This is a genomic window from Ralstonia flatus, assembly GCF_958439105.1.
GTDB classification, from domain to species: Bacteria; Pseudomonadota; Gammaproteobacteria; order Burkholderiales; family Burkholderiaceae; genus Ralstonia; species Ralstonia flatus.
This window is the reverse complement of sequence record NZ_CAUDLI010000001.1, coordinates 343,225-367,589: the sequence shown is the minus strand read 5'-3', so window position 1 is coordinate 367,589 and position 24,365 is coordinate 343,225. Positions and strand designations below refer to the sequence as shown.

Annotated in this window: 26 protein-coding genes, 1 other RNA gene and 1 riboswitch; of the genes, 14 read left to right on the top strand and 13 right to left on the bottom strand. The window is 65.9% G+C overall.

Annotation, left to right across the window (positions count from 1 at the left end; all coding sequences use genetic code 11):
• Positions 1 to 17: 17 nt before the first annotated feature.
• Together R2676_RS01725 and R2676_RS01720 are read left to right on the top strand one after the other, a co-directional pair.
• Complete coding sequence (locus tag R2676_RS01725) at positions 18 to 446, top strand: DNA polymerase III subunit chi (protein WP_206274972.1); 429 nt, start codon at positions 18 to 20, stop codon at positions 444 to 446.
• Positions 443 to 868 (top strand): DUF2486 family protein, encoded by a 426-nt coding sequence (locus R2676_RS01720; RefSeq protein WP_206274973.1) that lies wholly within the window; start codon positions 443 to 445, stop codon positions 866 to 868. The genes R2676_RS01725 and R2676_RS01720 overlap by 4 nt, the downstream gene beginning before the upstream one ends.
• Before the next feature lie 55 nt (positions 869 to 923).
• Here the strand turns inward: R2676_RS01720 and ilvD are convergent, their stop codons facing one another.
• Positions 924 to 2,597: a dihydroxy-acid dehydratase gene (gene ilvD / locus R2676_RS01715; protein WP_206274974.1), complete on the bottom strand. Its 1,674-nt coding sequence runs from the start codon at positions 2,595 to 2,597 to the stop codon at positions 924 to 926.
• Positions 2,598 to 2,725: 128 nt separating this feature from the next.
• Between ilvD and R2676_RS01710 the strand changes: the two genes are divergently transcribed.
• Entirely contained in the window at positions 2,726 to 3,670 is a 945-nt protein-coding gene (locus tag R2676_RS01710; RefSeq protein WP_206274975.1) for a LysR substrate-binding domain-containing protein, read from the top strand.
• A 14-nt stretch (positions 3,671 to 3,684) separates the two neighbouring features.
• Positions 3,685 to 4,587, top strand: a complete 903-nt coding sequence (gene lgt / locus R2676_RS01705; RefSeq protein ID WP_206274976.1) for a prolipoprotein diacylglyceryl transferase — start codon at positions 3,685 to 3,687, stop codon at positions 4,585 to 4,587.
• 63 nt (positions 4,588 to 4,650) lie between these two features.
• Here the strand turns inward: lgt and R2676_RS01700 are convergent, their stop codons facing one another.
• The 5 genes from R2676_RS01700 to R2676_RS01680 all read right to left on the bottom strand — a co-directional run bounded on the left by R2676_RS01700 (position 4,651) and on the right by R2676_RS01680 (position 7,146).
• Entirely contained in the window at positions 4,651 to 5,352 is a 702-nt protein-coding gene (locus R2676_RS01700; protein WP_206274977.1) for an SIMPL domain-containing protein, read from the bottom strand.
• A 94-nt stretch (positions 5,353 to 5,446) separates the two neighbouring features.
• Positions 5,447 to 5,917, bottom strand: a complete 471-nt coding sequence (locus R2676_RS01695; protein ID WP_027680774.1) for an EVE domain-containing protein — start codon at positions 5,915 to 5,917, stop codon at positions 5,447 to 5,449.
• 153 nt (positions 5,918 to 6,070) lie between these two features.
• Positions 6,071 to 6,290, bottom strand: a non-coding RNA gene (gene ssrS / locus R2676_RS01690) — 6S RNA.
• A 215-nt stretch (positions 6,291 to 6,505) separates the two neighbouring features.
• Positions 6,506 to 6,823: a cell division protein ZapA gene (locus R2676_RS01685; protein WP_206274978.1), complete on the bottom strand. Its 318-nt coding sequence runs from the start codon at positions 6,821 to 6,823 to the stop codon at positions 6,506 to 6,508.
• A gap of 2 nt (positions 6,824 to 6,825) precedes the next feature.
• The gene (locus R2676_RS01680) at positions 6,826 to 7,146 is read right to left on the bottom strand and encodes a hypothetical protein (protein WP_012762586.1); all 321 of its coding nucleotides are present in this window, start codon (positions 7,144 to 7,146) and stop codon (positions 6,826 to 6,828) included.
• Between the two features lie 166 nt (positions 7,147 to 7,312).
• Positions 7,313 to 7,563, top strand: a riboswitch (cobalamin riboswitch).
• Between the two features lie 125 nt (positions 7,564 to 7,688).
• On the opposite strand from R2676_RS01680, the gene R2676_RS01675 reads away from it, so the two are divergent.
• The 7 genes from R2676_RS01675 to cobC are packed head-to-tail and all read left to right on the top strand — an operon-like array spanning position 7,689 to position 14,452.
• Positions 7,689 to 9,578 carry a TonB-dependent receptor plug domain-containing protein gene (locus R2676_RS01675; RefSeq protein ID WP_206274979.1) on the top strand — a complete coding sequence of 630 codons (1,890 nt, stop codon included), beginning with the start codon at positions 7,689 to 7,691 and terminating at the stop codon, positions 9,576 to 9,578.
• The gene (locus tag R2676_RS01670) at positions 9,575 to 10,594 is read left to right on the top strand and encodes a FecCD family ABC transporter permease (protein WP_206274980.1); all 1,020 of its coding nucleotides are present in this window, start codon (positions 9,575 to 9,577) and stop codon (positions 10,592 to 10,594) included. Before R2676_RS01675 ends, R2676_RS01670 begins: the two co-directional genes overlap by 4 nt.
• Positions 10,591 to 11,430, top strand: a complete 840-nt coding sequence (locus R2676_RS01665; RefSeq protein WP_206274981.1) for an ABC transporter ATP-binding protein — start codon at positions 10,591 to 10,593, stop codon at positions 11,428 to 11,430. The genes R2676_RS01670 and R2676_RS01665 overlap by 4 nt, the downstream gene beginning before the upstream one ends.
• On the top strand, positions 11,420 to 12,040 hold the full coding sequence (cobO, locus tag R2676_RS01660) for a cob(I)yrinic acid a,c-diamide adenosyltransferase (protein WP_206274982.1): 621 nt from the start codon (positions 11,420 to 11,422) through the stop codon (positions 12,038 to 12,040). The genes R2676_RS01665 and cobO overlap by 11 nt, the downstream gene beginning before the upstream one ends.
• Entirely contained in the window at positions 12,040 to 13,104 is a 1,065-nt protein-coding gene (gene cobT, locus R2676_RS01655) for a nicotinate-nucleotide--dimethylbenzimidazole phosphoribosyltransferase (RefSeq protein ID WP_410482474.1), read from the top strand. Before cobO ends, cobT begins: the two co-directional genes overlap by 1 nt.
• Positions 13,101 to 13,871 (top strand): adenosylcobinamide-GDP ribazoletransferase, encoded by a 771-nt coding sequence (locus R2676_RS01650; protein ID WP_206274983.1) that lies wholly within the window; start codon positions 13,101 to 13,103, stop codon positions 13,869 to 13,871. Before cobT ends, R2676_RS01650 begins: the two co-directional genes overlap by 4 nt.
• Positions 13,856 to 14,452, top strand: a complete 597-nt coding sequence (gene cobC / locus R2676_RS01645) for an alpha-ribazole phosphatase family protein (protein WP_206274984.1) — start codon at positions 13,856 to 13,858, stop codon at positions 14,450 to 14,452. The genes R2676_RS01650 and cobC overlap by 16 nt, the downstream gene beginning before the upstream one ends.
• A 12-nt stretch (positions 14,453 to 14,464) precedes the next feature.
• Here the strand turns inward: cobC and R2676_RS01640 are convergent, their stop codons facing one another.
• Genes R2676_RS01640 through cobU form a run of 4 tightly spaced genes read right to left on the bottom strand, consistent with a single transcriptional unit; the run spans position 14,465 to position 17,993 of the window.
• Positions 14,465 to 15,421, bottom strand: a complete 957-nt coding sequence (locus R2676_RS01640; RefSeq protein ID WP_206274985.1) for a cobalamin-binding protein — start codon at positions 15,419 to 15,421, stop codon at positions 14,465 to 14,467.
• A 15-nt stretch (positions 15,422 to 15,436) separates the two neighbouring features.
• Positions 15,437 to 16,444: a threonine-phosphate decarboxylase CobD gene (gene cobD, locus R2676_RS01635; protein ID WP_206274986.1), complete on the bottom strand. Its 1,008-nt coding sequence runs from the start codon at positions 16,442 to 16,444 to the stop codon at positions 15,437 to 15,439.
• Positions 16,441 to 17,421 carry an adenosylcobinamide-phosphate synthase CbiB gene (gene cbiB / locus R2676_RS01630; RefSeq protein ID WP_206274987.1) on the bottom strand — a complete coding sequence of 327 codons (981 nt, stop codon included), beginning with the start codon at positions 17,419 to 17,421 and terminating at the stop codon, positions 16,441 to 16,443. Before cbiB ends, cobD begins: the two co-directional genes overlap by 4 nt.
• Positions 17,418 to 17,993 (bottom strand): bifunctional adenosylcobinamide kinase/adenosylcobinamide-phosphate guanylyltransferase, encoded by a 576-nt coding sequence (gene cobU, locus R2676_RS01625; protein ID WP_206274988.1) that lies wholly within the window; start codon positions 17,991 to 17,993, stop codon positions 17,418 to 17,420. Before cobU ends, cbiB begins: the two co-directional genes overlap by 4 nt.
• A 61-nt stretch (positions 17,994 to 18,054) precedes the next feature.
• Here cobU and R2676_RS01620 point away from each other — a divergent pair, with 61 nt between their 5' ends.
• Entirely contained in the window at positions 18,055 to 19,551 is a 1,497-nt protein-coding gene (locus R2676_RS01620; protein WP_206274989.1) for a cobyric acid synthase, read from the top strand.
• Between the two features lie 75 nt (positions 19,552 to 19,626).
• Positions 19,627 to 20,292: a nucleotide-binding protein gene (locus R2676_RS01615; RefSeq protein WP_206274990.1), complete on the top strand. Its 666-nt coding sequence runs from the start codon at positions 19,627 to 19,629 to the stop codon at positions 20,290 to 20,292.
• Positions 20,293 to 20,340: 48 nt separating this feature from the next.
• Here the strand turns inward: R2676_RS01615 and panC are convergent, their stop codons facing one another.
• The 3 genes from panC to R2676_RS01600 are packed head-to-tail and all read right to left on the bottom strand — an operon-like array spanning position 20,341 to position 22,340.
• Entirely contained in the window at positions 20,341 to 21,192 is an 852-nt protein-coding gene (panC, locus tag R2676_RS01610; protein WP_027680789.1) for a pantoate--beta-alanine ligase, read from the bottom strand.
• Positions 21,193 to 21,230: 38 nt separating this feature from the next.
• Positions 21,231 to 22,112 (bottom strand): segregation and condensation protein A, encoded by an 882-nt coding sequence (locus R2676_RS01605; RefSeq protein WP_027680790.1) that lies wholly within the window; start codon positions 22,110 to 22,112, stop codon positions 21,231 to 21,233.
• 39 nt (positions 22,113 to 22,151) lie between these two features.
• Positions 22,152 to 22,340, bottom strand: a complete 189-nt coding sequence (locus tag R2676_RS01600) for a DUF3460 family protein (protein ID WP_206274991.1) — start codon at positions 22,338 to 22,340, stop codon at positions 22,152 to 22,154.
• Between the two features lie 237 nt (positions 22,341 to 22,577).
• Between R2676_RS01600 and R2676_RS01595 the strand changes: the two genes are divergently transcribed.
• Positions 22,578 to 24,365: an autotransporter assembly complex protein TamA gene (locus tag R2676_RS01595; RefSeq protein WP_206274992.1), complete on the top strand. Its 1,788-nt coding sequence runs from the start codon at positions 22,578 to 22,580 to the stop codon at positions 24,363 to 24,365.

Genomic DNA, 24,365 nt, shown 5'->3' with positions numbered 1-24,365 from the left:
CGGAGGCACTGCACCGTATGACCCGCGTCGATTTCCACAGCAATGTGCCCGGCAAGCTGGCGTACGCGTGCCGGCTCGTGCGCAAGGCCTACGGCGCGGGCCAGAAGGTGATTGTGGTCGGAGATCAGGCTGCGCTGGAGGCGTTCGACACGCAGCTGTGGACATTCAGCCAGCTCGATTTCCTGCCGCACTGCGGCCTGCGGCATCCGCTCGCCGCGCAGACGCCCATCCTGCTGGCCGATGCAACCGAGCCGCTGGACGACGCGCCGCATCACGACATCCTGGTCAACCTGTCGCCTGAGCCGCCTGCGCTGTTCGCGCGCTTCAGCCGGTTGATCGAAATCGTGGGCGATGACGATGCCGATCGCGCCGCTGCGCGCGATCGCTTCCGTTTCTACCGCGATCGCGGTTATCCGATCCAACACCACGACGTGGGGCGCGCATGACCGACGGACGCTATCCCGGGTCCCAGGCGGACAACAACATCCCGGTTCTGACGGAGATCGTCGAACTGGAGGACGCTGCACCCGCTGTAGCGCCTGCCGCGCCGCCGCGCACGCCTGCTGAAGCCTCCAACGCAGACATCCCGCCCGCCCTGCGCGAGCAAGGCCTTGCACCCACCTCGGCCATGCCGCCCGCAGGCACCGACGCCGCCCGCGTGATGGGCGACGTGATGTGGCGTTTCCAATCCGAATGGCCAGCGCTCATCGAAGCGCAATGCCGCGCCGCCATGGAATCGCGCCTGTCGTTGCTGAGTGAACAGCTCGCAGCGGAATTGACGCGCACGCTGGAGGCCCGCCTCATGGATTGGCTGGGCGCCGCGCTGGACGATGCGCTCGCCGCGCAGCAGAAGCCGCCGCAGCGCTGATCGCGCAAAGAAAAACCCGCCGTCTGGCGGGTTTTTTGTGGGTGTCGCCAACAATTCAGTCCGTTACCGCACCCTTGCTGGCCGTTGCTGCCAGTTTTGCAAACTTCGCCAGCACGCCACGCGTATAGCGCGGCGCCGGTTGCTTCCACGCGGCGCGGCGGCGGGCAAGCTCATCGTCGGGCACATTCAACTGCAGCAGTCGCTGGTGCGCGTCGATGGTGATCGAATCGCCTTCGTGCACGAGGCCGATCGTGCCGCCCACGTACGCTTCAGGCGCGACGTGCCCGACCACCATGCCCCACGTGCCGCCCGAGAAACGTCCGTCGGTGATAAAGCCGACCGACTCGCCCAGGCCCTTGCCGATGATGGCTGACGTCGGGGCCAGCATCTCGGGCATGCCCGGACCGCCTTTCGGCCCCAGATAACGCAGTACGAGGATGTCGCCGGCCTTGATCCGGTCGCCCAGGATTGCGCTCATCGCGCTTTGCTCGTCGTCGAAAACGCGCGCCGGCCCGGTGATGACCGGGTTCTTCAGGCCGGTGATCTTCGCCACGGCGCCTTCCTCGGCAAGATTGCCTTTCAGGATGGCGAGGTGACCTTCCTTGTAGAGCGCCTTGTCGATCGGCAGGATCACGTTCTGATCGGCGCGCGGCTGGTCGGGCACATGGGCGAGTTCTTCCGCCAGCGTCTTGCCCGTGATGGTGATGCAATCCCCATGCAGCAGGCCGGCGTTGAGCAGCAGCTTCATCACCTGCGGGATGCCGCCGGCCTCGTGCAGGTCGGTCGCCACATACTGGCCCGACGGCTTGAGGTTGCAGATGACGGGCACGCGCTGGCGGACCCGCTCGAAGTCATCGATGGTCCATTCCACTTCGGCCGCGTGCGCAATGGCCAGGTAATGCAGCACGGCGTTGGTCGAGCCGCCGGTCGCCATGATGACGGCCACGGCGTTTTCGATGGACTTGCGCGTGATGATGTCGCGCGGCTTCAGGTCGCGGCGCACGGCTTCGACGAGCACGCGAGCGGATTCGGCGGCGCTGTCGACCTTCTCCTGATCGGGATTGGCCATCGTCGATGAATACAGCAACGACATGCCCAGCGCTTCAAACGACGAACTCATCGTGTTGGCCGTGTACATGCCGCCGCACGAACCGCTCGACGGGCACGCGTTTTTCTCGATGCCCTCGAAGTCCTCCTCGCTCATGCGGCCGGCCGTGAATTCGCCCACGGCCTCGAACGACGACACGATGGTCAGGTCCTTGCCCTTCCAGTGCCCCGGCTTGATGGTCCCGCCGTACACGTAGATGCCCGGCACATTCGTGCGCGCCAGGGCGATCATGCCGCCGGGCATGTTCTTGTCGCAGCCGCCGATGACGACGACGCCATCCATCCATTGGCCGTTGACGCAGGTCTCGATGCAGTCGGCAATCACTTCGCGCGAGATCAGCGAGAACTTCATGCCCTCCGTGCCCATCGACATGCCGTCGGAAATGGTTGGCGTGCCGAAAATCTGCGGATTCGCGCGGGCGTCCTTCACGGCAGCCACCGCGGCATCGGCCAGCTTCTGCAGGCCGGAGTTGCACGGCGTGATGGTCGAATGGCCGTTCGCCACGCCGATCATCGGATTGTTGAAGTCGTCTTTCGTATAGCCCAGCGCGTAGTACATCGAGCGGTTGGGCGAGCGCGCCACGCCCTGTGTGATGTGCTGGGAACGCTTGTTGTCTGGCATGGGGGTCTCCGTGGGATCGGCACTATCGTTGTAGTCAACTGGCTGGCGCCCAGCATGCGCTTGGAGAAATGGCGCGTCAAATATATTATTCAGCGATTATTGAGTCGTAAAATGTATCAATTGCCGATATGGATCTGCGCCAGCTTCGCTACTTCGTGACCGTTGCCGAAGAACTGCATTTCGGGCGCGCCGCCGAGCGGCTTTCGATGACGCAGCCGCCGCTGTCGCAACAGATTCGCGCATTGGAAGACGAACTGGGCGTCACGCTGTTCCACCGCACGCAGCGTTCCGTGGCGCTGTCGGCCGTCGGCGCGCGCTGGCTGGGCGAGGTGCGACGCGTGCTGGCAGAGGCAAACGCGCTGCCGGGGCTCGCACAGCGGTTGGCGCGCGGGGAGGTGGGCACGCTGTCGCTGTCCTTTGTCAGCACCGCCGATTACGGCATCCTGCCGGCCTTGCTGCGGCATTTTCGCGATGCGCGCCCCGATGTGCAGCTTTTGCTGCGCGAGGCCACCAGCGATGTGCAAATCGAAGCGCTCCTAGCGGGCGATGTGGATGCCGGTGTCGTGATCGCACATCACGCCGGCTCCGTGCCGGGCGAGCTGGAATACCGCCCGCTGGTGCGCGAGCGCCTCGTTCTGGCGGTGCCAGCGTCGCGCGCGGCGCAATGGGGCGCGGCGCCAGGCCAGCCGATTGCCCTGGCGGACGCCGCAGCCGAACCGCTGATCATCTTTCCTCGGCGGTCCGCGCCTGCGCTGTATGACATCATTACCGGCTATCATGCCGCGCACGGCGGACGGCCCGAAGACCCCGGCGCCGCCACGCGCTTCGGCCAGGAAGCCATCCAGATGCAGACCATCGTCAGCCTGGTTTCCGCCGAGATGGGCGTCGCGCTCGTGCCGGCATCGCTATGCAACCTCCAGCGGACCGGCGTGGTCTATCTCGAACTCGCCGCGCCCAGCCCGATCATCGAGACCGGCCTTGTGTGGCGGCGCGATGCGGCTTCGCCGGTGCTGCCGTGGTTCGTGGCCAGTGCCGAAGCCGTCGCCAAGCTGCAAGAAGACAACCAAACCTGACACCCACAGGATTCATGCTCATCCATCCGCAATTCGATCCCGTCGCCCTGCATCTGGGGCCGCTCGCCATCCGCTGGTACGGCCTGATGTATCTGGCGGCGTTCATCATGTTCCTGTGGTTCGGCCGCCTGCGTACGCGCCAGCCGCACATCGCCGCCGAAGGCTGGACCGGGCGCGACCTCGACGACATGCTCTTCTATGGCGTGCTCGGCGTGATTCTCGGCGGGCGCCTCGGCTACGTGCTGTTCTACAAGGCGGATTGGTATTTCGCCCACCCGCTCGACGTCTTCAAGGTCTGGGAAGGCGGCATGGCGTTCCACGGCGGCTTTCTCGGCGTGGTCGTGGCGATGATGCTGTATGCGCGCATGCGCGGCCGCTCGTGGATGCAGGTGACCGATTTCATCGCACCGATGGTGCCGTGCGGGCTCGCCGCAGGGCGCCTCGGCAACTTCATCAACGGCGAGCTGTGGGGCCGCGTGTCGTCGCCCAACTTGCCGTGGGCGATGATGTTCCCGCAGGCGCAGGGCGAAGACCGGGAGTGGTTGCTTTCGCATGCCCAGGAGGCCGTCACCAGCGGCCTGCAGGCCGTTTTCGACCAGTACCACATGCTGCCGCGCCACCCTTCGCAGATCTACCAGTTCCTCGGCGAGGGCGTGCTGTTCTTCATCCTGCTGTGGCTGTATGCGCGCAAGCCCCGGCCGATGGGTGCGGTGTCGGGCGCATTCCTGCTCGGCTACGGCGTGTTCCGCTTCGCTGCGGAATTTGCGCGTGAGCCGGACAACTTCCTCGGCCTGCTCGCGGCGAATCTTTCAATGGGGCAGTGGCTGTCGTTGCCGATGATCCTGGCCGGCATCGCCATGCTGGTCTGGTCCTATCGTCGTGCAGGCAACGGTGCAAAAAGCCAGGCGCACGCCTGACGTCGGCGCGCAAAGAAAAAGCCACCGAACTTCGGTGGCTTTTTTCATGGAGCGGCTCGCGGCTTACTTCAACATCTGCACGGCGCCGGAAACCGTCACCGTGACCTGCGCCTTGCCGCCCTCGATGGGCACCGGCGCCGAATCGAACGATGCCGGAGCGGCTGCCATGCGCATCATCGGACGCGGGCCCGGGTTGTTGCTGCCCTCGCTCACGTGCACGTCGCGGATCGTGTAGCTGGAGTAGCCAAACAGCTTGGTGGTCGCCAGCGCCTTGTCGCGGAACGAACTCACAGCCTGATCGATGAGCTTGGCTTCCGCCGCCGTGCGCGCCTCGCGCGAGAGCGTGAAGTTCACGTTCTGCACCTGCATCTGATTGGCCAGCTGGCCCGCCAGCTTGGACGCCGCCGCAAAGTCCTTCGACGTGATGCGCACTTCGGCCCGGCCGCGCCACACGCTGATCTTGCCGTTGCGATCGGTGTTCGGATAGATATTGAAGCCGCCCGTTTCGGCTTGCACGCCGGACGTCCGCTTGGCCTGGTTGATCACCTCATCGGCCTTGCGCGACAGCGTGGTGGAGATGGCGCCCGGGTCTGCCCCTTCCTGCTCGGCGCTCAACGTGAGCGTGACGGTGTCGGTCGGCACTTCGGCCACCGCCTGGGCATCCAGCGAAAGCACGCCCGAATGATTCGTCTCAGGAGCGGCCTGTGCGAAAGCAGTCGTCATCATTGCAGTCCCCAAAATGGTTGCGGCCAGGACAGATTTCATTGTGTTCTCCCAAAAAAGCAATGTGATGCGTCTGACTGGCTCCTACGCGCATCGTTCATCACGTTTGTAACAATTTCCCGCCGCGCACCACCATTTACTCAGGATCGCGCATCAATTTCGTGGTGATGTAACGCCACTGCGCCGGTGTGACGGGCGTGATCGAAAGGCGGTTGCCGCGTTGCAGCACCGTCATGTCGGCCAATGGTTCGTGCGCACGCAGCGTCGGCAGATCAATCAGTGCGCACTTGCGTACGAACTTCACGTCGACGAGCATCCAGCGGGGCGCTTCCGGCTTCGACGCGGGATCGTGGTAGTGGCTTTTGGCGTCGAACTGTGTGGGATCCGGATAGCTGGTCGAGCAGACTTCCGCCAGCCCCGCGATGCCGGGCTGCGGACAGGACGAGTGGTAGAACAGCACGCCGTCGCCGATGCGCATGCGGTCACGCATGAAGTTGCGCGCCTGATAATTGCGCACGCCGGTCCAGGGGAGGGTGCCTTCGGCGTGCAGCGTGTCGATGCTGGCCTCGTCGGGCTCGGACTTCATCAACCAGTATTGGGTGGCCATCGTGTGAGACGCGCGGGCGACGTGCGGAAGTGGCGGTGTGCGCAGCATAGCAACACGGCCGCCGCCTCGCCATTGGCCGCGCACCAACGGCGAGCGCATTCACGATTGGCAAAGGAAAAGGCGGTAGCGCACATGTGCACTACCGCCTTTTGTTGGGTCCCCACCTTGGCCGCTAGACCCGCATCCTGAACCCAAGTGAGGTTCAGAGTGGCAGCGGAAGCCGCATTTCGGGTACATCACCGGCGCAGGGAGCCCACGACTTGCGTCGCACGCTATGCACTGGAAGACGCGCTCGCCCACACGGCATATCCCGCACCAAGCAATGCTTATCGGTTCAAGGAATTAATGGCCATGGCGAACCAGGCAGGGAAACTGTCAGACGCATCATCACGCTGTGTTTCGAGCGCATGGCGATGCGTCTGAGAGATTCATCGCAGGCAACCGTTTTTCTCGACTCTGTAGCCGCTAAAGCCTTATGGTGTAAGGGTTTGCGGGAGATGCCGGAAGCCATTGGGTGACACTATACACCCGTTCGCATCCGAACCCAAGCCCGGATGCGATCCGGTTACAAACACGTTTTGTATTGAATCAAATGACTTCGCCGTACTGGCGCAGCGCCTCGTCCGTGCGGGCGTTCAGGTCGGCCAGCTTGGCGCGAATCGTCTCGATCGGCAGGGCAGAATCGGATGCGGCTTGGCGTTGCATCGACAGCAAATCCGATGCGATGCTGATGGCGGCCATCACGGCGACGCGCTCGATGCCCTTGGTGTTCGAGCCGTTCTTGATGCGCGTCATCTGGTTGTCGACCATGGCTGCGGCTTCACGCAGCGCAGCCTCGTTATCGGCGGAGACAGCGAACTTGTAGGGCTGCCCGGCGATGTTCACTTCAATTTGCTTGCTGCTCATGCTTAGGTCTCCGAGTGCGGGGCGGGGGCGGCCGCTGTATCGTCGGCGCCTGCGGCCTGGCCGAGGAGGTCAAGCTGGCGGGCGTCGGTGGCCGTGGGCAGCTTGTCGAGAATCGATTGGATGCGCAGTTGCGCTTCTTCGATCTTGGCATTGAGCACGCTGCGATCGGCGACCATCGCGTCGCGCTCGGTCTTGAACGCCTCGGCTTCCGCCTGAAGCCGCTCGACTTCGGCGCGCAGGCGCTGGTTCTCGGCGGCGAGCGCATCGGCGTGACGCAGCACGCGCGCGATCTTGCCGGCAAGTTGTTCGAGTTCGTTCAGCATTGGGTGTCAATCAGAATCGAGTGGGGGGATTTTAGCCGATCATGCGCGTCGCGCCTGTCCTCCATACGGATGCGCGATAGGCGACGGCATGAGGCGACGCAGGGGGCACAACGTGCGGAGGTGTGTTTTTACCGCGACTGGGACGGGTTTGGGGGGCCTTTTCCGTTAAACTTCGGCGCGTCCTGGTGCCCGCAGCACCATCTGCAGTTAAACGGGAAGCAGGGAGCGCGCGCCCCAAGCGATGCGCCAACCTGCGCTGCCCCCGCAACGGTAAGCGAACGCCGCGTGTACCCGCCATCTCGCCAACAAGAAGATGGGTGCCGCGCGGTCTGTCCATACGCCACTGTTCTTTCGGGAATGGGAAGGCGGACAGGCCGCTTCGCCAGCCCGGATACCGGCCAGGACGGTGGATCTCAGAGCCGATGTACAACCCTGGAGGGAACCGCATCGAGATCCTGCTGCCAGCGACCCGCGGGGGAACGGGTCCGGCTGACGCTTCTTGTCTTTTCAACATGAGCTTGACTACAAAGCGGCCACTCCGGATGCACCGGACGGCCACGCGCGCGCTTGCCGGCGCACTCACGGGGGTCATGGCAGGTGCAGTTGCGCCAGCCTGGGCACAAAGCACTACACAGGTTGCCAGCACGCCCGTCGGCGAGCTGAACCCGACAGTGGTGACGGCCTCGCGCAGCGAGCAGCCCCTGTCGGACGCGCTGCCCCACACGACGGTCATCAGCCGCGCCGATATCGAGCGCTCGCAGGCGCCGGACGCGGTAACGCTGCTGCGCCGCGAGGCCGGCATCGAAATCGCGCAGAACGGGGGGCCTGGCACCAACGCCAGCCTCTTCATGCGCGGTGCCAGTTCCAATCAGACGCTGGTTCTGATTGACGGTGTGCGCGTGGCGTCCGGCACTTCGGGCGGCGCCCAGATCGGGCAATTGATGGCCGATCAGATCGATCACATCGAGGTGGTGCGCGGCAACGTGTCTGCGCTGTACGGCTCCGATGCGATCGGCGGCGTGGTGCAGATCTTCACGCGCAACGGTCGCGGCCACGGCCCGCTCGCCAATGCCGAGATCGAATACGGCGCCCGCAATACCAAGCGCGCGCAGGCCGGCATCAGCGGCTCGCTGGGCGAGAACGGCGATACGTCGTTTGCGTTGTCGGTGTCGGAATTCAAGACCAACGGCTTCTCGACGATGAACCCGTTGCAGGCCCCCAAGGCGAACCCGAACGACAACCCGTACACGAACAAGAGCGTGTCGGCGCAGTTGTCGCATCGTTTCTCCGCAGATTGGCAAGCGGGCCTGACGTACTTCCAGACCTGGGGCGATGTCAGCTACGACAACGCCTTCGGCAAGCGGACCGACACCAACGTTGCCCACAACGTGGTGCGTTCGATGTCGGCTTACGTGGACGGCAAGGTGACGCAGGACTGGAAGACGCGCGTGACGCTGTCGCAGGGTGACGACCGCAGCCTGAACTTCACGAACGGTGTGCTGCAGGTGCCGTCGCGTTTCAACACGCGCAATCAGACGGCGAGCTGGCAGAACGACTGGGCCTTCATGCCCAACCAGTTGCTGAAGGTGGGCCTGGAGCACCTGCAAACCAGCGTCGACAGCGATGCTTACAACGTCCCCACGCGCAACGTCGATTCGGGCTACATCGGTTATGAAGGCAAGTTCGGCCAGCACCAGCTGCAGTTGAACCTGCGTCGCGACCGCTACTCGGACTTCGGGGGCGCCAACAGCTATTACGCCGGCTACGGCTTCGCATTCAACCCGCAATGGAAGGCGGTGGCGAGCGTGAGCAATGCCTTCCGCGCGCCCAGCTTCAACGAGCTTTACTACCCGTTCTTCGGCAGCCCGAACCTGCAGCCCGAGAAGGCGCGCTCGGTGGAAGCCGGCGTGGAGTACAGCAGCGCGATGGGCTTGGTGCGCGTGACGGCGTTCGAGACCGACTACAGCAACCTGATCACCAGCGCGTTCGATCCGGTGTCGGGCAACTTCCTGGCCGCCAACGTGAACCGCGCACGTGTGAACGGCGTGGAAACCTCGTATCGGGGTTCGATCTATGGCGTGGACCTGCGGGCCAGCTTTACCATGCAGAACCCGCAGGACTTGTCGGCGAACCAGTTGCTGTCGCGCCGGGCGCGGCACTTCGGCAGCGTCTCGGCGTACAAGACGTTCGGGCCGTTCTCGGCGGGTGTGGAGTGGAATGCAGCGGGTGACCGCCAGGATTCGACCAAGACACTCGGCGGCTACGGCTTGCTGAACCTGGTTGGCCGCTACCAGATCACGCCGGACTGGGCAGTGTCGGCACGTGTTGAAAACGTGACGAACAAGAACTACCAGTTGATCTATCCGTACAACACGGCGTCGCGTGGGGTGTTCTTCACGCTGTCGTGGCAACAGCACGAACCGAAGCGATGACAACACCTGCACTGCCCGCACGTGGTTTTGCCTGGCGACTGTGGTCGCTGCTGGCACTCGCGTGCGTGGTGGTGCTGGTGGCGTCGTTGATGCTCGGCAGTGTGAGGCTGTCGCCCGCCGAGGTCTGGCGGGCCCTCTTTTTTGGCAATAGCAGTGGCGATAGCCTGGCCGCGGGCATCGTCACCGAATTGCGCCTGCCGCGTGCGGGCGCTGCGTTTGCTGCCGGCGGGCTGCTGGCCTTTGCCGGGGCGCTCATGCAGATGCTGCTGCGCAATCCGCTGGCCGATCCGTATGTGCTGGGCGTGTCCGGTGGCGGGGCAGTGGCGGCGCTTACGGCGATGTTGTTTTCGCTGCCGTGGTGGGCGGTGCAGACGAGCGCCGGCGCGGGCGCACTGCTGTCGATGGCGCTGGTGGCCGCGTTGGCGCGCCAGCACCTGTGGCGCGGTGAGCCCGGTGAGGCCAACGCGCGCCTGCTGCTCGGTGGCGTGGTCATGGCGTCCGGCTGGGTTGGCCTGATCACCCTCATCCTGACGGTTGCGCCCGAGAACAAGCTGCGCGGCATGATTTTCTGGATGGTCGGCGACCTCGGTGGCGCCGATCGTTACGCGGGCGCGTTGCTGGCGCTCGTGGCGGCGGTGGCCATCGTGTTGCCGCACGCGCGTGACCTGAACGTGCTGCTGACCGGCGAAACGCGCGCCCGTGCGCTGGGCGTGCCGGTGGCGCGTGTGCGTGCGCTGATCTACGTGGTGGCCTCCTTGTGCACGGCGGTGGCGGTGACCATTGCGGGTTCCGTCGCCTTTGTCGGCCTGCTGGTGCCGCACATGGTGCGCCTGGCATGGACGCGCGACGTGCGCATCCACTTGCCTGCTACGGCGATGGCCGGCGGCGGGCTGCTGATGCTGGCCGACCTGATCGCCCGCACGCTGATGGCCCCAACGCAACTGCCCGTGGGCGTGATCACCACCATGCTTGGCGTGCCGACGTTTCTCTATTTGCTGATGCGGAGCGCGCGATGAGCTGGTGGCGCCGTCCAAGTCCCGCTCCGGATGCATTCGCGCAATTGGACGCAGCGCCCGAACTGGCGCTGCGCGATCTGCGAGTGTCGATCGATGGGCGCGTGCTGGTCGAGCGGTTGTCGATGACGGCCACCGCCGGGCAGCTCTGGTGCGTGATCGGCCCGAACGGCGCAGGCAAGTCGACATGGCTCTCCGTGCTCGCAGGGCTGCGTTCGCCAGACGGCGGCAGCGTCGCGCTCGACGGTGTGCCGCTCGCCGATTGGCCTGCACTGGCGATGGCCCGCCGCCGCGCGTTTCTGCCGCAGTCCTTGCATGACACGTTCCCGATCACTGTGTACGACGCCGTGATGACCGGCCGCCATCCGCACCTGGCGCGCTGGGAGTGGGAAGGCGACGCCGATGCCCGCGCCGTGGATGCAGCGATGTCTGCACTGCAGTTGCAGCCTCTTGCCCAGCGCGATGTGCGCACCCTTTCCGGCGGTGAACGTCAGCGTGTCGCCATGGCTGCCGTGGTGGCGCAGGAGGCGCGCGTGCTGCTGCTCGATGAACCTGTCGCCCACCTCGATTTGCATCAGCAGATCGCCGTGCTGCGCCTGTTGCGCGAAGGCTGCCGCAAGCACGGCTGGCTGGTCGTGCTGACCGTGCATGACTTGAACCTTGCGCGCCGCTTCGCCACGCACGCCCTGCTGATGGACGGCGCGGGACACACCAACGCTGGCATCGCGGCCGATGTGCTCACGCCCGAGCACTGCGCGCGCGTGCTGCGCACCCCCATTGCCGAGGTGGCCGACGGCCGCCACACGGCCCTGATTGCAGATGACCCCGATGACGACTGAAGACAACAACGATGGCCTGAACGAGCGCCACCGCTCACGCATGCAACGCAAGAAGGCCGTGGTGGACGCCAAGATTGCCGCCGCGACCGACGTACGCGGCGTGCTGCTCGTCAACACCGGTAACGGCAAGGGCAAATCCAGCTCCGGCTTCGGCATGGTGATCCGCGCCATGGGCCACGACATGCAGGTCGGCGTGGTGCAATTCATCAAGGGCGCGATCCCGACCGGCGAAGAACGCTTCCTGCGTCGCTTTCCCGAACAATGCCGCTTTCACGTAATGGGCGAAGGCTACACGTGGGAGACGCAGGACCGCACGCGCGACATGGAAAAAGCCCAGGCCGCATGGGCCTGCGCCCGTGAACTGCTGAGCGATCCGACCATCGGCCTGGTGCTGCTGGACGAACTGAACATCGCTCTGAAGTATCACTACCTTGACGTGCAGACGGTGCTGGCCGACTTGCGCGCACGCCCCTCCGCGCAGCATGTGGTGATTACCGGACGCGGCGCGCCGCCGGAGCTGATCGACGCAGCCGACACCGTGACCGACATGACGCTCGTCAAGCACGCGTTTTCCCAAGGCATCCAGGCGCAGCCGGGAGTCGAACTGTAATGAAACAAGCGATGCACATTCCGCCATTTGACGATGCGTTGCGCGCGCGCCTGCAGGCCGCCGTGGATTGCAAGACCAAGCCGCTCGGCGCGCTCGGCCGGCTTGAATCGCTGGCCGTGCAGATCGGCCTGATCCAGAACACCGACACACCGCAGCTGACGCGCCCCGCAATGGTCGTGTTTGCCGCAGACCACGGCATCGCCCACGCTGGCGTGAGCGCGTATCCGCAAGCGGTGACGGCCCAGATGGTGCTGAACTTCATCGCGGGCGGAGCGGCCGTCAACGTGTTCTGCCGCCAGCATGGGTTTGCGCTGGAAGTGGTGAACGCAGGCGTCGCCGCGCCGTTGTGGACGGCTGATACACCGGGCCTGATCGATGCGCCCGTTGGCCCCGGTACGCGCAACTTTGCCGCCGAGGGTGTTCAGCAAGCTGCCATGACTGCCGACGAACGCGATCGCGCCATGGCACTCGGCGCGCAGCGCGTGGCACACCACGCGGCGCTCGGCACCAACGTGATCGCGCTGGGCGAAATGGGCATCGCCAACACGGCATCTGCCGCCTGCCTGATGGCGCGCTTATGCGATCTTCCGGTCGCGCAATGCGTTGGCCGCGGCACCGGGCTCGACGACGACGGCCTCGCCCACAAGCGCGCCGTGCTGGAAGCCGCGATGGCAAAGCACGTTGACGTCCGCGAGCCACTGGACGTGCTTGCCTGCTTCGGCGGCTTCGAGGTCGCGGCGATGGTGGGGGCGATGCTTGAAGCGGCGCAGCGGCGCCTGGTCATCCTCGTCGACGGGTTTATTGCGACGGCCGCCGTGCTGGTGGCGGCCCGTGTGGCGCCCGACGTGCTGCGCTATTGCGTGTTCGGTCATGTCTCGGACGAGCGCGGGCATCGCGCGTTGCTGGAGGTGCTCGATGCGCGGCCATTGCTTTCGCTGTCGTTGCGGCTGGGCGAGGGCAGCGGTGCGGTGCTGGCGTATCCCGTGGTCGTCTCGGCGGTGGCGTTCCTGCGCGAGATGGCGACCTTCGCCAGCGCAGGCGTGAGCGAGCGCGCATCGCCATGAATGCCTGGCGCGAACATTGGCAGGCGCTGTGGACGGCGGTCGGGTATTTCACCCGCATCCCCGTGCCGGCGTCGGTCGGGTTCTCGCAAGCGGGGTTGAATCGCGCGGCGCGCTACTTTCCGCTGGTCGGGTGGCTGGTGGGCGCCGTGGCAGCCGCGGTGTACTGGCTCGTGTCGCGCACGGTGCCCGCGCCAGGTGTGGCGGTGGCCGTGTCGATGGTGGCGACGCTGTTGCTGACCGGCGCGTTTCACGAAGACGGTCTGGCCGATTGCTCAGACGGCTTTGGCGGCGGCTACACGCCTGAAGACCGGTTGCGCATCATGCACGACTCGCGCATCGGCGCGTTCGGGGCGATTGCCGTGTGCATGGCGTTGCTGCTGAAGTGGCAATTGCTGAGCGCGATGGCGCCGCATGGCATTGGCACCCTCGTGGCAATGGTGGCGGCGCACGCTGCCAGCCGCGCCGCAGCCGTCAGCTACCTGCTCACGCATGACTACGTGCGGGCGGAAGGCAAGGCCAAGCCGGTCGCGCAGCGCATGCGATGGAGCGACGCACTGTGGGCCGGCGTGTTCGGTCTCGCGCCTCTGCTGTGGTTCGGGACGATGTGCGCGGCGTTCATCGTCGTCGGCTTGATCGTTGCGCGCTGGCTGCTGGGCCGCTACTTCGTGCGCCGCATCGGCGGCATCACGGGCGATTGCCTGGGCATGGCGCAGCAGATTTTCGAGCTGCTGATCCTCTGGGGGTTGCTGGCATGGATGTCATCCTGATTCGCCACGCGCGGCCCGCCATGACGGCAGGTCTTTGCTATGGCCGCACCGATCTGGAGCTGGCCTCGCCGATGGACCCGGCGCCGTCGGCCATCGTCGAGAAACTCGCCGCGCACACTCCGCATCGTCTGCTGGCCAGCCCGTTGCAACGCAGCCGCCTGACGGCCGAAGCGATGGCGCAAGCGGCTCGACTCCCTGCGATCGAACTCGATGCGCAATTGATGGAACTCGATTTTGGTGCCTGGGAAGGCTGCCAATGGGATGACATCCCGCGCGCCGAAATCGACCGCTGGGCGCGCGATCTCGTGCACGGCAACCCGCATGGCGGAGAATCGGCGGCGGATCTGCTGGCCCGCGTGACGACGTGGGCGACGGCAATGACCGCAGCGACCGCAGCGACCACGACGTCGGGCGCGTGCGTGTGGGCCGTCACGCATGCCGGCTGCATGCGTGCGCTGGCGGCGCATTGGTTGCAACGGCCGCTGGCCGAGACGCTGCAATGGCCGTTGCAATGGGGGGCAGCCTGCGGCTTTCGCGTGCTGCCCGACACGTTGCCGGTGCTGCTGTTCTGGAACCGCTGAGCGGCGCGCGGTTTAACGACCCGGCCCGTTGACGGCTTGTGAACCGAGGCGTCGCGCGCGGGCTTGCTCCAGGTCTTCGCACAACACGGTCGCGGCTTCCACAAGGCGCGGACCAAAGCGGTTGATCAGGTCACCGTTGATGCTGAAGAGGTTGCCGCGCTGCACGGCAAGCAATTGCGGCCAGCGCTTCCACGCGTCGAGCGTACCGATCGGGCGGCTGCCTTGCGTGGCGCCCATGCTGGCGGTCAGCAGCACTTCCGGGTTGGCTGCGATCACGGCCTCGGGCGAGACCGTCGGCACTAGCAAAGGCTCTGCCGCAAACACATTGCGACCGCCGCACAGCGCCAGCATGTCCGAGAAGATGTGCTGACCGTTGAGCGTCATGAGCGGTTGTTCCCAGACCTGATAGAACACCGAAACCGGCGGCTGGCTCGCGTAGCGCTGGCGCAGCGCATCGGCGCGTTGGCGAAATTGCTGCGCGGCGTCGTGCGCGCTCGCGCGGGTGTCGAGCAGGGTGCCGAGCGCTTCGATCGAGCGCGGAATATCGCTCATGCGATGCGGCTCGGAGAAGAACAGCGGAATGCCGAGCGCGCGCAGGCGATCGATCTGTTTCTGCGCGTTGCCGTGGCGCCAGACCACCACCAGGTCAGGCTTGAGCGCGGCGATGCGTTCCAGATCCAGCGAGCGGTTATCGCCCACGTGGGGAATGTCGCGCGCGGGCGGCGGGTAATCGCTGTAAGCCACGGTGCCGACGATGCGTGCGCCGCCGCCCGCCGCGAACAGCAACTCAGTCGCATGCGGCGCAAGGCTGACGATGCGTTGCGCAGGGCGCTGCAGCGTCACGGCAGCGCCGGTATCGTCCGTGACGGAAATGGCCGCACATGCCGGTGCGGCAGCGATCGTGAGCGCAATGGCGGACAGACCGCACACATACAGGCGACGGGCGAGGCGAGAGAGACGAGCGGGCATCGGGGGGGGGGGAGGTCAGGCGGAGTGCGACAGCGATGCTAGCGCATCGGCAAGGCGTTGCCATCCGGTCTCGTCCGGGGGCAGGCCGAAGCGCACGCCGCTGACGGGCGCATCGAACAGGCGCGTCCAGATGCCGAGGCGCGCCAGGCCTACGTGCAGCGCCGGTGCGTGCGCAGCGGGTGCCCAGGCAAACAGCGGTGTTGCGACATTCGGCAGCCCGTGGCCAGCAAGCAACGCCGAGAGCCGCGCGCCGGCCGCCTGCAGTTGCGCGCGCGTGGCAGCTTGCCAGGCGGTATCGGCCAGCGCCGACCGTACGACGGCACACGCCGGACCGTTGACGGTCCAGTGTCCCAACGCCTCGCGCAGCGCGGTCAACAGTTCCGGTGCCGCCAGCGTGAAGCCGATGCGGGCTCCCGCGAGCCCGTAGAACTTGCCGATCGACCGCAGCACGACGAGCCCCGGCATTCCTGCCTGCGGTGCCAACGTGGGGCCATCGTCGAACGCTTCGATAAAGGCCTCGTCGACGATCAACGCCCCGCCGCGCGCATGCAGACGCGTGTGCCAATCGCGCAGCGTTTCCGCGGGCAGCAGGCGTGCCGTGGGGTTGTTCGGATTGACGACGACCAGATGCTGCACGTCCTTCGGCAGGTCACCGAGGAAAGCGGATTCGGGCAGCGGCACGACGTCGTGGCCGGCGCGCGCAAAGGCGGGTGCGTATTCGCTGTAGCCGATCTGCGCGATGCCGGCTCGCCCTCGCGGCAGCAGGGTCGGCAGCGTGCGGATCGCCGCCTGCGAACCTGCAACCGCCAGCACGGCGCGCGGGTCGATCACGCCGTAGTGCACGGAGGCCAGCGCTTCGAGGCCGTCGTCTTCGGGCAGGCGCAACCAGGCGTCGGGCGGGATCGGCGGAATGGGATAGCCGTGCGGATTGATGCCTGTGGACAAGTCCAGCCAGCCGCCCGCTGGCTCGCCGTACCGCACGCGTGCCGCAGAGAGATTGCCGCCATGCACGATGCCGCTCACGCCAGGCCCCACGCCAACGCTGCGATCAGGCCCAACGCGCCGAGCCACAGCCACAACGTGTGCGACACGAGCGTCAATGCACGGGTGATATCGGCGGCTGTTGCCGGCTTGCCCGCGCCAAGCGACGGACGTGCTTCTTCAACGCCTTCGTAGCGTGCCGCGCCACCGAGTTGAACGCGCAGGCTTCCGGCGCCCGCGGCCATCACCGGGCCGGCGTTCGGGCTCGACCATTGCGGTGCTTGCGTGCGCCAGCAGCGCAGCGCATCGGCGGTGCTGCCAAGCAGCGCGTAGCTGAAGGCCGTGAGTCGCGCGGGCATCCAGTTGAGCACGTCGTCGATGCGTGCGGCGGCCCACCCAAAGCCGGTAAAGCGCGCATTGCGGTAGCCCCACATTGCATCGAGCGTGTTGGCCAGCCGGTACAGCATCACGCCGGGCGCGCCGGCCACAACCAGCCAGAACAGCGGCGCGAAGACGGCATCGCTGCCGTTCTCCAGCGCCGATTCCACCGCGGCGCGCGCGATGGGCTCGTCGGCCGCTTGCGTGAGGTCGCGCGACACGATGCGCGAGGCGAGGGCGCGTGCGCGGGGCAGATCCGCATCGCGCAACGCAAGCGCGATCGGCGCGATGTGTTCATGCAGGCTGCGCGCGCCAATGGCGAAATAGAGGGCGATCGCATCAAGCGCGACCACCAGCCACGGCGACACATCGTGCGCGATGACGACGAGCCATCCTGCCAGCAGCACGAAGGGCAACACGGTCGCCGCCCATGCAAGAAGGCCGACGATGCGCGACCAGGCGAGCGCAGCCGGCCTGCGGTTCATGCGACGCTCCATCGCAGTCGCGATGCGTCCAAAGCCGACCAGCGGATGCCAGCGCGGCACCTCACCGAACAGCCGATCGAGGAATACGCCTGCCAGCGCGGCCAGCGTCACGAGCGTCCACCCGAGATCGAACACGCCCCCCGACGATAAGCTCACGGCGCCGCGCCGAGTGCCGGCCCTTTCACCACCATCGGGATGCCGGCCACCAGCAGATGCACGCTGTCGGCCAGTGCGGCGAGGCGTTGGTTCAGCCGGCCCAGTTCGTCCACGTAGAACCGCGTGACGGCGCCCATCGGCACCACGCCCAGGCCGATTTCGTTGCTGACCAGGATGACCTCGCCGGGCAGCAGCGGCAGAGCGGTGAGGAGCGCATCGATCTCGGCCGTCCAGGCTTCGGGCGGCGTGACGAGGCCTGTCTCGGGGTATTCGTGGTGCTCGGAGAAGAGCAGGTTGTTGAGCCACAGCGTCATGCAATCGACGAGCACGCAGCCACCGTGCTGCGCGTGCGCGTAGAGCGCTTCGGCCAGGTGCACGGGCTCTTCGACCAGCCCCCAGTTGGTCGGGCGGCGCGCACGGTGCAGGGCCACGCGCAGTTGCATTTCCTCATCGCCCTCGCCGGCGGTGGCGACGTACGTGACGGGCCCCGCGCATTGCAGCGCGAGCTGTTCGGCGTGGTGGCTCTTGCCTGAGCGGGCACCCCCGAGAACGAGTGTGAGGCGGCGTGACATTCCCGCATTCTAGCGAGGGCGGAGCAGCTAGGCACGACAACGCCGATGCGATAATCCGCGCATGTCGAAAGCTCCATTTCCTGTGCCGCCGGACTCGCTTCGGGGCACGCTGATGATCCAGGGCACCACGTCCGACGCCGGCAAGAGCACGCTGGTCGCCGGCCTGTGCCGCGTCGCGCATCGTGCGGGTGTGCGCGTGGCGCCGTTCAAGCCGCAGAACATGGCGCTCAACAGCGCCGTCACCGCAGATGGCGGAGAGATCGGCCGCGCGCAGGCGTTGCAGGCGCAGGCGGCGGGCGTCGCCCCCACGGTCGACATGAACCCCGTCCTGCTCAAGCCCAACAGCGACACCGGCGCGCAGATCATCATCCACGGCCAGCCGCGCTGCGACCTCGACGCCCGTGCGTACCACGACTACAAGCCCACCGCCATGGCGGCCGTGCTCGAATCGCACACGCGGCTGCGCGCGCGTTACGACCTCGTGCTGGTCGAGGGCGCGGGCAGCCCGGCGGAGATCAACCTGCGCGACCGGGACATCGCCAACATGGGCTTTGCCGAAGCCGTCGATTGCCCCGTCGTGCTCGTCGCCGACATCGATCGCGGCGGCGTGTTCGCGCACCTTGTCGGCACGCTGGCCTGCTTGTCGGACAGCGAACGCGCGCGCGTGACGGGCTTCATCATCAACCGGTTTCGCGGCGACATTTCATTGCTGACGCCGGGGCTCGACTGGCTGACCGCGCAGACGGGCAAGCCGGTGTTTGGCGTGCTGCCGTATCTGCATGGCCTGCACCTCGACGCAGAAGACGCGGTGCAGACGGCGCAGCGCGCTGCCTCGGCCGATGCGCTGCGCGTTGTCATTCCGGTGTTGCCGCGCGTGTCCAACCACACAGATTTCGATGCGCTGCGCGCGCATCCGCAGGTGGATGTTCGACTGGTCGGCCCTGGCCAGCCGATTCCGCCCGCCGACCTCATCATCCTGCCCGGCAGCAAGAGCGTGCAGGCCGATCTGGCCTGGCTGCGCAGCAACGGTTGGGAAGCGGCCATCGCGCGGCATCTGCGCTACGGCGGCAGGTTGATCGGTATCTGCGGCGGCATGCAGATGCTGGGGCGGCGCTTGCATGATCCGCACGGGCTGGAAGGTGCCGCAGGCAGCGTCGACGGATTGGGCTATCTCGATTTCGAAACCACGCTGGAGGCGGCCAAGCAGTTGCGCCAGGTGCGCGGCACGCTGGCGGAAAGCGGTGCGGCCATCGCCGGCTACGAAATCCACATGGGGGTGACTGAGGGGCCTGCGCTGGCATGCCCCGCCGTGCTGCTCGATGATGGCCGGGTAGATGGCGCGATTTCGGCCGACGGGCAAATCTTCGCGACGTATCTGCACGGCTTGTTCGACACGCCCGATGCCTGCCGCGCGTTGCTTGCCTGGGCCGGCGTGCGTGACGCGCAGGCGCAGGACTACGCCGCGTTGCGTGAGGCATCGCTCGAACGTCTGGCCGACACGTGCGCGACGCATCTGGATCTCGCCGCGCTTTTCCGAACGCTGCCACGTGCAGGCTGAGCCATAATTGCCGGATGGGCAGATTCGCCGGGTGATCGACTAGGCACATGATTCAACGAGCGCAAGGAGGCAGGCATGCCGGTGGCCGTTGTAGCGAATCCGAAGGGCGGGGTGGGCAAAAGCACGCTGGCCACCAATCTGGCCGGCTACTTTGCCGCGCAGAATCACGCCGTGATGCTGGGCGACACCGACCGCCAGCAGTCCTCACGCGAGTGGCTGGCCTTGCGCCCGGAAACCGCCAAGCCCATCCGCACCTGGGAGATCAACGCCGACCACATCGCCAAGCCGCCCAAGGGGACGACGCACGTGGTGCTCGATACGCCGGCGGGCCTTCATGGCTGGCGCCTGGGTGACCTCGTCAAGATGTCCGGTTACGTGATCGTGCCGCTGCAGCCTTCCATGTTCGACATCCTCGCCACGCAGACTTTCCTGCGCAAACTGGCCGATGAAAAGCCCGTGCGTCATGGCGAGGTCAAGCTGGGCGTGGTGGGCATGCGTGTGGATATGCGCACGCGCGCGGCCGAACAGCTTCAGCGTTTCGTGCAGGGGCTGGACGTGCCCATCCTCGGCTATCTGCGCGATACCCAGAACTACGTGCAACTCGCCGCGCATGGCCTGACGCTGTGGGACGTGGCACCGTCGCGCGTGGCGAAGGATGTGGAGCAGTGGAGCGGCATTCTCGAGTGGCTGGGAGAATCGCCCCCGCAGACCAGCGTTGCCGATACGTCGGCGGCGGCATGAAAAAAGCCCGGCAATGCCGGGCTTTTTCGTGGACCAAGGCGCCGTCCCTCAGATTTCGAGGTTATCGATCAAGCGCGTCTTGCCGAGTTTGGCAGCCGTGAGCACGACCAGCGGTTCGCCGGCAGCGATGTTCTCGGGCGTCGGTTTTTGCAGGTCGGAGCGGCGGCGCACGGCCACGTAGTCGGGCTGCCAGCCGCGGCCACGCAGGTATTCCATGGCCTTGGCCGTCACCTCTTCGTGCGACGCCTGGCCTTGCAGCACGGTTTCCAGCACGTCCTGACGGACTTGGTGGAGCGTGCGATACAGCTCGGGCGCTTCGGCGCGCTCTTCGTTGGTCAGGTAGACGTTGCGCGACGACAGCGCGAGGCCGTCATCCGCGCGAACCGTTTCGGCGGGAACGATATCGACCGGCAACGCAAACTGGTGCGCCATGCGGCGCACGATCATCAACTGCTGGTAATCCTTCTTGCCGAATACGGCCACGCGCGGTTGCACGCAGCAGAACAGCTTCATCACCACCGTGCACACGCCCTTGAAGAAGCCCGGGCGGAATTCGCCTTCGAGCGTGTCGCCCAGGTCGTGCGGCGGGTCGACGCGGTATTCCTGTGGCTCGGGGTACATGTCGCGCTCGGTGGGCGCGAACAGCACGTACACGCCTTCCTTCTGCAGCTTTTCGATGTCGTCCTGCAGCGTGCGCGGGTATTTGTCGAAATCTTCGTTCGGGCCGAACTGGAGGCGGTTCACGAAAATGGACGCCACCACCGGATCGCCATGCTGGCGCGCCAGGCGCATCAGGCTCAGGTGGCCCTCATGCAGGTTGCCCATGGTCGGCACGAAGGCGACGCGGTTCTGGCCGCGCAGCTGGTCGCGCAGTTCCTGGATCGACGAGATGACTTTCATAGTTGTTGTATGACCTGGCGTGAGTCAGGTCGGACGGATTACGTCGGTGAATAGGCGAGACGCACGTAAATGGGCGCGTACGGTTCGGCCTGCGTGATTTCGAGCAGGGATTCGCGCGAAAGCTCGAGCATGGCGACAAAGTTGACGACGACGATGGGCGCACCCTTGCCGGACTGGATCGCTTCTTCGAACAGCTCGGTGAACTCCATGAACCGCGCATGCTGGAGCCGGCGCAGGATCTGGCTCATGTGCTCACGTACCGACAGCTCTTCGCGCGAGATCTTGTGGTGCTGTGTGAGCTTGGCCCGGCGCAGCACGTCGGCCCAGGCGGCACGCAGGTCGTCGGAATTGACGTCGGGGTAGCGGGGCGCGAGGCTTTGCTCGATGTAGACCTGCGCGCGCAGGAAGTCGCGGCCCAGTTGCGGCACGGTGTCGAGCTTCTGCGCGGCCAGCTTCATCTGCTCGTATTCGAGCAGGCGGCGGACGAGTTCTGCGCGCGGGTCTTCGGGCTCGACGCCTTCGTCGGTCTTCTTGACCGGCAGCAGCATGCGCGACTTGATCTCGATGAGCATGGCCGCCATGAGCAGGTATTCGGCTGCCAGCTCGAGGTTGGTCGCGCGAATCTGCTCGATGTACGCCAGGTACTGCCGCGTGACCTGCGCCAGCGGAATGTCCAGCACGTTGAAGTTCTGGCGCCGGATCAGGTACAGCAGCAAGTCCAGCGGCCCTTCAAACGCTTCAAGGAAGACCTCGAGCGCATCGGGCGGGATGTAGAGATCCTGCGGGAGCTTGAACAGCGGCTCCCCGTAGAGCCGTGCAAAGGCGAGGCCGTCGACCTGCGCGGGCGTGGAGTCCTGATCGGGCGCCACGCTGGGCAGCTCGACGGGCAGTGGCAGCTTGTCCTGCGCGGAAGTGGTCATGCGGCGGCGCGCCTGGCGGGCTGAAGGCCGGTCGGCCGATCAGTCCAGCGAATAGACGTACGGCTTTTGCGCCACGCGGGCGGCCTTGGCGCGTGCGCGCTCTTCCAGGTCGATCGGGTCCTTGTCCCACAGCAGGGAGCGACCTTGGCGCTGCTGCGCTTCCAGGTCGGGCTTCTGGGCCTTGAGTTCTTCCAGGAACTGGGTGATCTCGGACTTGTACAGGGCCATGGCGGTATGTGATGTTGGATGAACTTGCCCGCTCGGAAGGCTCCCCGGCGGAAAACCGGCGCATTTTACCGTATTGGCCGTCGTTCCGGCCCTGGGCACGGCGCGTGCGAAACGGCTCCGGCCGATCCAGAAGGCAGTATTCGTTGCATTTGCCTGGGCACCCGTGCGGGTCGGTATGGTCAAATACGCCTTTCCTTCGACTCAGCCGGCCCGTGGGGCGGCGCCACGCTTGCCACGATGACCGGCTCCAATCGACCATCGCGACCGTCACGACCACCACGCTTTCGCCTTTATGGTTTGCCCGCCCTCGTGCTGGCGGCCGGCTGTGCCGTGTCCTTGGCCTGCGCGCCGGCGCACGCTGAATACGACGTCAAGATCGACGCGCCCAAGTCCATTCGCGACTTGCTGGAGCGCCACCTGGATCTGTCGCGCTACAAAGACCGCAAGGACATCACTGACGACCAGCTGCAGTACATGGTCGAGACCATTGGCGATCAGGTCACCAAGCTGACGGCCACGGAAGGCTATTTCGTGCCGAAAGCGACGGCGAAGCTGGACGGCCCGCCGGACCACCGCGTGGTCAACGTGAAGGTCGAGCCGGGGCCGCGTACCACCATCGACAATGTGGCGCTCGACTTTACCGGCGCCATCACGCAAGACGCCAAGCGCATCGACGAGTTGAAAAAATCGTGGAGCCTGCAGCACGGCATGGCGTTCCGCCAAGCGGGCTGGGACAAGGCCAAGGACGACAGCCTGGCTGCCCTGCAGAGCAAACGTTATTACGCGGCCAAGCAGACGTCGTCGCAGGCGCGTGTCGATCCGGACGAAAGCAAGGCGGACCTGTCGGTGGGCTATGACAGCGGTCCGGCCTACACGCTGGGGCCGCTGGATGTGCAGGGCTTGTCGCGCTACCCGATCAGCATCATCAACCACGTGAACCCGCTGCGCGTGGGCGAGGACTACTCCGCTGATCGCCTGCAAGCGCTGCAAGCTGCTATCCAGGGACAGCCGTATTTTTCCAATGCGATCGTCGACCTGGGTGACGACCCGAAGAACCCGGTCAACGCGCCGGTGCGGGTGCGTGTGCGGGAGTACCCGCCCAACCGCATCACCAGCGGTGTGGGTTACGGCACGGACACGGGTGCCTCGCTGGAAGGGCGCTATCAATATCTGAACCTGTTCAGCAAGGCGTGGGTGCTCGACACGCAGGCCCGCATCGAACAGCGCCGCCAGTACCTGTTTGCCGGCGTGACAGTGCCGCCCGACGACAAGCAATACGTCAATAGCCTCTACACGAGCATGGACCGCACCGACACATCGGGCACCGAGACGCGCAGCTATCGTTCGGGCTTCAAGCAGACGCGCGTGCGCGGCATCTATGAAACGTCGTTCACCGTTGATTTCTACTACGACGATCTGCGGCCCGACGGCGCCGAGCGCCAGTTGAGCAAGGCGCTCGTCCCCGGTTTCGCTTGGACGCGCCGCGATGTGGACGACCCGCTGTTCCCGCGCCGCGGCAACATCATCACCACGCAGATTGGCGCGGCAGTGAAGGGCGTGCTAACGGACCAATCGTTCGTTCGGTCGTACAGCCGCATCCGCCAGTTCGTGCCGGTGGGGCAGCGCGACATCTTCGTAGCGCGCGGCGAACTGGGTGCGGTCATCACCTCCGGTTCCGGCGACGGCGTGCCGGCCACGCTGCGCTTTCGCACGGGCGGCACGCAGTCGGTGCGCGGCTACGATTTCCAGAGCATCGGTAACGACGTCAACGGCAGCACGCTGCCGACCAAGTTCCTCGTGACCGGCGGGCTGGAGTATCAACGCTGGTTCCTGCCGCAATGGGGCGCCGCCGTGTTCTGGGATACCGGCACGGCCACCGACAACTGGTCGGAGCGCCGCTGGTTCAACGGGGTGGGCGTCGGCGTGCGCTGGAAGAGCCCGGTCGGGCCGATCCAGCTCGACATGGCCTATGGCATCCAGCAGAAACAGTTCCGGCCGAGCGTGTCGCTGGGCATCGCGTTCTGA

Excerpts from the sequence above, each read along its gene's own strand:
- R2676_RS01680 (WP_012762586.1), bottom strand. The coding sequence starts at position 7,146 with ATGCTGAACGAACTCGAACAACTTGCCGGCAAGATCGCGCGCGTGCTG.
- R2676_RS01605 (WP_027680790.1), bottom strand. The coding sequence starts at position 22,112 with ATGACCACTTCCGCGCAGGACAAGCTGCCACTGCCCGTCGAGCTGCCC.
- R2676_RS01675 (WP_206274979.1), top strand. The coding sequence starts at position 7,689 with ATGCACCGGACGGCCACGCGCGCGCTTGCCGGCGCACTCACGGGGGTC.
- R2676_RS01700 (WP_206274977.1), bottom strand. The coding sequence starts at position 5,352 with ATGAAATCTGTCCTGGCCGCAACCATTTTGGGGACTGCAATGATGACG.
- cobO (WP_206274982.1), top strand. The coding sequence starts at position 11,420 with ATGACGACTGAAGACAACAACGATGGCCTGAACGAGCGCCACCGCTCA.
- R2676_RS01695 (WP_027680774.1), bottom strand. The coding sequence starts at position 5,917 with ATGGCCACCCAATACTGGTTGATGAAGTCCGAGCCCGACGAGGCCAGC.
- R2676_RS01600 (WP_206274991.1), bottom strand. The coding sequence starts at position 22,340 with ATGGCCCTGTACAAGTCCGAGATCACCCAGTTCCTGGAAGAACTCAAG.
- R2676_RS01665 (WP_206274981.1), top strand. The coding sequence starts at position 10,591 with ATGAGCTGGTGGCGCCGTCCAAGTCCCGCTCCGGATGCATTCGCGCAA.
- R2676_RS01670 (WP_206274980.1), top strand. The coding sequence starts at position 9,575 with ATGACAACACCTGCACTGCCCGCACGTGGTTTTGCCTGGCGACTGTGG.
- panC (WP_027680789.1), bottom strand. The coding sequence starts at position 21,192 with ATGAAAGTCATCTCGTCGATCCAGGAACTGCGCGACCAGCTGCGCGGC.
- R2676_RS01685 (WP_206274978.1), bottom strand. The coding sequence starts at position 6,823 with ATGAGCAGCAAGCAAATTGAAGTGAACATCGCCGGGCAGCCCTACAAG.
- lgt (WP_206274976.1), top strand. The coding sequence starts at position 3,685 with ATGCTCATCCATCCGCAATTCGATCCCGTCGCCCTGCATCTGGGGCCG.
- R2676_RS01620 (WP_206274989.1), top strand. The coding sequence starts at position 18,055 with ATGTCGAAAGCTCCATTTCCTGTGCCGCCGGACTCGCTTCGGGGCACG.
- R2676_RS01710 (WP_206274975.1), top strand. The coding sequence starts at position 2,726 with ATGGATCTGCGCCAGCTTCGCTACTTCGTGACCGTTGCCGAAGAACTG.
- cobC (WP_206274984.1), top strand. The coding sequence starts at position 13,856 with ATGGATGTCATCCTGATTCGCCACGCGCGGCCCGCCATGACGGCAGGT.
- R2676_RS01720 (WP_206274973.1), top strand. The coding sequence starts at position 443 with ATGACCGACGGACGCTATCCCGGGTCCCAGGCGGACAACAACATCCCG.
- cobT (WP_410482474.1), top strand. The coding sequence starts at position 12,040 with ATGAAACAAGCGATGCACATTCCGCCATTTGACGATGCGTTGCGCGCG.
- cobU (WP_206274988.1), bottom strand. The coding sequence starts at position 17,993 with ATGTCACGCCGCCTCACACTCGTTCTCGGGGGTGCCCGCTCAGGCAAG.
- R2676_RS01725 (WP_206274972.1), top strand. The coding sequence starts at position 18 with ATGACCCGCGTCGATTTCCACAGCAATGTGCCCGGCAAGCTGGCGTAC.
- R2676_RS01595 (WP_206274992.1), top strand. The coding sequence starts at position 22,578 with ATGACCGGCTCCAATCGACCATCGCGACCGTCACGACCACCACGCTTT.
- ilvD (WP_206274974.1), bottom strand. The coding sequence starts at position 2,597 with ATGCCAGACAACAAGCGTTCCCAGCACATCACACAGGGCGTGGCGCGC.
- R2676_RS01650 (WP_206274983.1), top strand. The coding sequence starts at position 13,101 with ATGAATGCCTGGCGCGAACATTGGCAGGCGCTGTGGACGGCGGTCGGG.
- R2676_RS01615 (WP_206274990.1), top strand. The coding sequence starts at position 19,627 with ATGCCGGTGGCCGTTGTAGCGAATCCGAAGGGCGGGGTGGGCAAAAGC.
- R2676_RS01640 (WP_206274985.1), bottom strand. The coding sequence starts at position 15,421 with ATGCCCGCTCGTCTCTCTCGCCTCGCCCGTCGCCTGTATGTGTGCGGT.